This window comes from Streptomyces sp. NPDC003032 (genome assembly GCF_053591415.1).
The window spans coordinates 1-6,068 of record NZ_JBSFTT010000095.1; the positions used below are offsets into that span (position 1 = coordinate 1).

Annotated in this window: 2 protein-coding genes; both read right to left on the bottom strand. The window is 74.7% G+C overall.

Going from position 1 to position 6,068, the window contains the following annotated elements:
• The coding region (locus tag ACWDZ7_RS42415; RefSeq protein ID WP_451804255.1) for a type I polyketide synthase at positions 1–1,829 on the bottom strand (1,829 nt) is incomplete at its 3' end.
• Between the two features lie 25 nt (positions 1,830–1,854).
• Positions 1,855–6,066 carry an SDR family NAD(P)-dependent oxidoreductase gene (locus ACWDZ7_RS42420; protein WP_451804257.1) on the bottom strand — a complete coding sequence of 1,404 codons (4,212 nt, stop codon included), beginning with the start codon at positions 6,064–6,066 and terminating at the stop codon, positions 1,855–1,857.
• Between the last annotated feature and the right edge of the window lie 2 nt (positions 6,067–6,068).

The following is a 6,068-nucleotide window of genomic DNA, read 5'->3' on the forward strand; positions in this document are numbered from 1 at the left end:
CCCCGCACCACCCCATCGATTTCCAGGACGCACTCCCGAAAGACCTCACACCCCTCAAACAACTCCCACCCCATCCCCAACCACTGACCCCCCTGCCCCGGAAACACCAGGACCGCAGCGTCGGTGCCGTTGCGTGCGAGGTCGGTCACGGTGTGGTCGGCGGGTGTGCCCTGACGTACGGATGCGAGACCGGCGCGCAGGTTCTCGTGGTCCGTGGCGAGGACCACCGCGCGGTGCGGCAGCGCGCTGCGGCGGGCGAGTGCGGCGGCGAGGTCGGGCAGCCGCAGGTCGGGGTGTTCGGCGAGGAAGGTGTCGAGGCGTTCGGCCTGGGCCTTCAGGCCCGCGGCGGTGGCTCCGGACACGATGCAGGGGGTTCCGCCCGCAAGCAGCCCGTTGTCGGCGGGGTTGTCGGGGTGCGGGGCGGCGTTCGTGGGGCGCTCGGGCGGGGCCTCTTCGAGGATCAGGTGTCCGTTGGTGCCGCTGATCCCGAACGAGGAGATGCCCGCGCGCCGGGGGCGGTCCGTGCGGGGCCAGGGGACGGCCGTGGTGAGCGGGGTGACGCCGGGGCACGCCGCCCAGTCCACGTGCGGGGTGATCTCGTCGGCGTGCAGGGTCTTCGGCAGCGTCTCGTGCCGCATGCCGAGGGCCATCTTCATGACGCCCGCCACTCCGGCGGCCGCCGCCGTGTGCCCGATGTTGGACTTCACGGAGCCGATCCGCAGGGGTTCGCCCTGGCGGCCCGCGCCGTACGTCGCCATCAGCGCCTGCGCCTCGATGGGGTCGCCGAGCCGCGTGCCCGTGCCGTGCGCCTCCACCGCGTCCACGTCCGCGGGCGAAAGGCCCGCGCTCGCCAACGCCGCCCGGATGACGCGATGTTGGGAGGGGCCGTTGGGTGCGGTGAGGCCGCTGCTGGCGCCGTCCTGGTTGACCGCCGAGCCGCGCACCACCGCCAGCACGCGGTGCCCGAGACGACGCGCGTCGGAGAGGCGTTCCAGCACCAGGACGCCGGCGCCCTCGGCCGGGCCGAAGCCGTCCGCGGCGGCCGAGAAGGTCTTGCAGCGGCCGTCCCTGGCCAGCACGCGCTGGCGCGAGAAGGCGATGAGCGCCGACGGGCTGGCCAGTACGGTCACGCCGCCGGCCAGCGCCAGCGAGCACTCGTCGCCGCGCAGGGCCTGGCAGGCCAGGTGCAGCGCGGTCAGGGACGCGGAGCAGGCCGTGTCGACGGTCACGGCGGGGCCCTCGAACCCGAAGACGTACGAGACGCGGCCCGACACCACGCTCATGGTGTTGCCGACCAGGGCGAACGCCTCGGCTTCGGCGGGGGCGTACTGGAGGCCTGGGACGTACTCCGAGGTCGACGCCCCGATGTAGACGCCGGTGCGGCTGCCGCGCAGCCTCTGCGGGTCGATGTCCGCCCGCTCCAAAGCCTCCCACGACACTTCGAGCAGCAGCCGCTGCTGCGGATCCATCGCCAACGCCTCACGCGGCGAGATACCGAAGAACTCCGCGTCGAACTCCCCGGCCCCGTGGACGAATCCGCCCTCGCGGACGTACGACTTCCCTGACCGGTCGGGGTCCGGGTCGTACATGCCCGCCAGATCCCAGCCACGGTCCGTCGGCAGGGCGCCGATGCCGTCCGCGCCGGAACCCACCAGCTGCCACAGCTTCTCCGGGGTGTCCGCGCCGCCGGGGTAGCGGCAGGCCATGCCGACGATGGCGATGGGTTCGCTCAGCGCCCCGGCGAGGCGGCGGTTCTCGCGCCGCAGCCGCTCCGTCTCCTTCAGGGACGTCCGGAGGGCCTCGACGAGTTCGTCATGGGGTGTGCTCATCATGGGCTCCGCTCTGAGGGGACGGTCAGGGGGTGTCCTTGCGCACCATGCGCAGCAGGTCGTCGACGCCCATGGCGTCGATGGTGTCCATGGCGTCGACGGCGTCGGTGGCGTCCGGGTCGTCGTCCCCTTCGGTGTCGGACGGGTGGTCGACGGGGGCGGCGAGCCGCAGCAGCGTGTCCAGTACGCCGGTCTCGCGCAGCCGGGTCACGGGGATGGTGGACAGCAGGCGGCGCACCTCGGCCTCGTCGGCGTCGGGGCGCGCGGCGGCGTCGGGGCCGGCGGGCGTGCCGTCGGCGGTGTCGGGGGCGAGTTCTTCCTGTAGGCGGCGGGCGAGCGCGGTGGGGTTCGGGTGGTCGAAGACGACGGTGGCGGGCAGCCGTGCGCCGGTGGCGGCGGAGAGGCGGTTGCGCAGCTCGACCGCGGTCAGCGAGTCCACTCCGAGGTCGAGGAAGCCGCGCCCGGCCTCGATGGCGCCGGGTGAGGCGTGGCCGAGTACGACGGCGAGGTGGGTGCGGACCAGTTCGAGCAGGGTGCGGTGGCGCTCGGCGTCGGGCATGCCCGCGAGACGGCGCACCAGCGAGGCTCCGGTGGGGCCCGCCCCGGCGACCGGGCGGGCGGTGGGGCGGATGAGGCCCTGCCACAGCAGCGGCACGGTGCCCGCGTCGGCCTGGGCGCGCAGCCGGGTGGCGTCCATCCGGGCGGCCATGACGAGCGGGTCGGGCAGGCCGTGGCCCGCGTCGAAGAGCGCCATGCCCTGTTCGGCGGTGAGGGGCAGGGCGCCGCCGCGGGCGAGCCTGGCCATGTCCTCGCGGGTGAGTTGTTCGGTCATGGCGCTGTCCACGCCCCACAGGCCCCAGGCCAGTGAGGTGGCGGGCAGGCCGTGGGCGCGGCGGTGGGCGGCGAGGGCGTCGAGGAAGGCGTTCGCGGCGGCGTAGTTGGCCTGTCCCGGGCCGCCGAGGACGCCTGCGGCGGAGGAGAACAGGACGAACGCGGCCAGGTCCATGTGCCGGGTCAGTTCGTGGAGGTGGAGGGCGGCGTCCGCCTTCGGGCGCAGCACGGTCCGCAGGTGGCGCGGCGTCAGGGACTTGAGTACGCCGTCGTCGAGGACGCCCGCGGTGTGCACCACGGCGGTCAGCGGACGGTCGGCGGGGATCGCGTCGATGACGCGGGCGAGGGCCGTGCGGTCGGCGGCGTCGCAGGCGGCGAAGGTGACGTGGGCGCCGTGCCCGGCGAGTTCCGCCGCGAGTTCGGCGGCGCCGGGCGCGTGGGCGCCGCTGCGGCTCAGCAGGGTCAGATGGCGGATGCCGTGCGCGGTGACCAGGTGGCGGGCCATCAGGCCGCCGAGGACGCCGGTGCCTCCGGTGATCAGGGCGCTGCCCTCGGGGTCCATGCGGCGCGGCACGGTGAGGACGATCTTGCCGGTGTGGCGGGCCTGGCTCATGAAACGGAACGCCTCGCCGGCCTGCCGGAGGTCCCAGGTGCGTACGGGCAGCGGGCTCAGCACTCCACGCTCGAACAGTTCGACGATGTCGGTGAGCATGGCGCCGACGCGTTCCGGCCCTGCCTCCACCAGGTCGAACGCCCGGTAGATGACGCCCGGGTGGGCGGCCGCCACCTCGTCGGGGTCGCGTTTGTCGGCCTTGCCCATCTCCAGGAACCGGCCGCCGCGCGGCAGCAGCCGCAGTGAGGCGTCCACGAAGTCGCCGGAGAGCGAGTCGAGGACGACGTCGAACCCGGCGCCGTCCGTCGCGCCGAGGAACTTCTCCTCGAAGGCGAGCGTGCGGGAGTGGGCGAGGTGCGTGTCGTCGAGTCCGAGGTCGCGCAGCGCAGGCCACTTGCCGGGGCTCGCGGTGCCGTACACCTCGGCGCCCCAGTGCCGGGCGAGCTGTGTGGCGGCCATGCCTACGCCGCCCGCGGCCGCGTGCACGAGCACGGACTCTCCCTCGCTCAGACCGGCGAGGTCGGCCAGTGCGTAGTACGCGGTGAGGAACACCATGGGCACCGCCGCGGCCTGTTCGAAGGACCAGCCCGCGGGCATCGGCACGAGCATCCGGTGGTCGGCGACCGTGAGCGGCCCGAACGCGCCCGGCATGACGCCCATGACACGGTCGCCCGCGGCGATCCCGTGGACGCCGGGCCCGACGTCGACGACGACTCCCGCGCCCTCGCTGCCGATGCCGACCTGCCCGGGGACCATACCGAGGCCCACCACGACGTCCCGGAAGTTCAGCCCGGCCGCGCGCACGGCGACCCGGACCTCCCCGGCCCGCAGCGGCTCGGCCACCTCCGGGCAGGGCACGAACGCCAGGTCGGCGAGGGTGCCCTGGTCGACCGCGTCGAGCCGCCACGGGGTGCCGTCGGTGGGCGGCGCGAGCCCGGCTCCGGAGTCGGCGCGCGCGAGCCGGGGGATCAGCGGCCGGGCGTCCCGCACGGCCACTTGTGGTTCGTCGCCGCGCAGGGCGTCGACGAGTGCCTCGGCCCACGGGACGCCGGCCTCCTCGGTCTGCCGCTCACCCGGGCCCTCCAGGTCGACGAGCCCGAACCTGCCGGGATTCTCGGCCTGCGCGGAACGGAACAGGCCCCACACCGGCGCCGCCACGAGATCGCGTACGCCGTCGAACGGCCCGGCGGCGACGGCTCCGCGGGTGACGGCGACGAGGCGACACGCTTCGAGGCCGTCTTCGGCCAGCCAGGCTTGGGCCGTGGAGAGGAAGTTCTGGGTGGTGGTGTGGAGGGGGGTGGTGGTGGGGTGTGGGCCGGCGTGGGCGCAGCACAGCAGCGCGGTGCGTGGGACCTCGTGCGCGCCCTCGGCGCAGGCCGCGCTCAGTTCGTCGATGGACGCGTACCGGTGGACGGTGACGCCCCGGCCGCTCAGAGCTGCCGCGACGGCCCACGGGTCCTCGCCGATGACCGCCACGGGCCCCGCCGGGCCGTCCGGCGTCGGTGGCAGCGCCGACCAGTCGACGCGGAAGAGCGCGTCGGACGTCCAGCCGCCGGAGGAGCGCAGCTGGGCCGCGGTGACGGGGCGCATGGTGAGGGTGTCGGCGCGGGCGACGGGGCGGCCGGTGGCGTCGGCGATGTCGACGCGGAGGGCGTTCGGGCCCGCCGGGGCCAGACGGACGCGGACGTCGGTGGCGCCGGTCGCGAGCAGCGTCGTACCGCTCCAGGAGAACGGCAGCCACGTGCCGTCGTCGGGTGTCGCTCCGGAGAGGCTCGCGGCGTGCAGCGCCGCGTCGAGCAGCGCCGGGTGGATGCCGAAGTCCGCGGCACGGGCACGCGCGGCTTCGGGCAGGCGCACCTCCGCGAAGACGTCGTCGCCGTGGCGCCACGCGGCGCGCAGTCCCTGGAACGCGGGGCCGTAGCCGTAGCCGCGCCGGGTCAGGGACTCGTACAGGTCGTCGACCGGTACGGGCTCGGCCCCGGAGGGCGGCCAGGCCGTGAAGTCGTACTCCTGTGGAGCGCCGGATGCCCGGGGCGGTTCGGGGTCCGTCTCGGCGAGCGTCCCGGAGGCGTGTCGTGACCAGGACCCGTCGGCCGCGGTGCGCGCGTGCACGGCCACGGGCCGGCTGCCGACCGCGTCGGCCGCGCCCACCACGACCTGGATCTGTACGTCTCCTTGTGCGGGCACCACCAAAGGCGTTTCCAGGGTCAGTTCGTCGAGGCGCGCGCAGCCCGCCGCGTCCCCGGCCCGGACGGCGAGCTCCACGAACGCCGTTCCCGGTACGAGGACGGTTCGGCCCACGGCGTGGTCGGCGAGCCAGGGGTGCGTACGGACGGAGAAGCGTCCGGAGAGGACCACGCCGCCGCCGTCGGCGAGCTCCACGACGGCGCCGAGGAGCGGGTGTCCGGCGGCGTCGAGCCCGGCACCCGTGACATCCGCCGCGGTGTCCTCCTCCAGCCAGTACCTGCGGCGCCGGAAGGCGTAGGTGGGCAGGTCGACGGCGCCGCCGTGCGCGTCGGGGAGGCGTGTCGTCCAGTCGACCGCGACGCCTTGCGCCCAGGCCTCGGCGAGCGATGCGAGGAAGCGGTCCATGCCGCCTTCGTCGCGTCGCAGCGTGCCCAGGGCCACGGCGTTGGAGCCGGCCGCCTCGAAGGTCTCCTCCAGGCCGACGGTCAGCACGGGGTGGACGCCGACTTCCACGAAGGCGGTGTGTCCGAGGTCGAGGAGGGTGCGGGTGGCCTGCTCGAACTCCACCGTCTCCCGCAGATTCCGATACCAGTACTCCCCGCCCAACT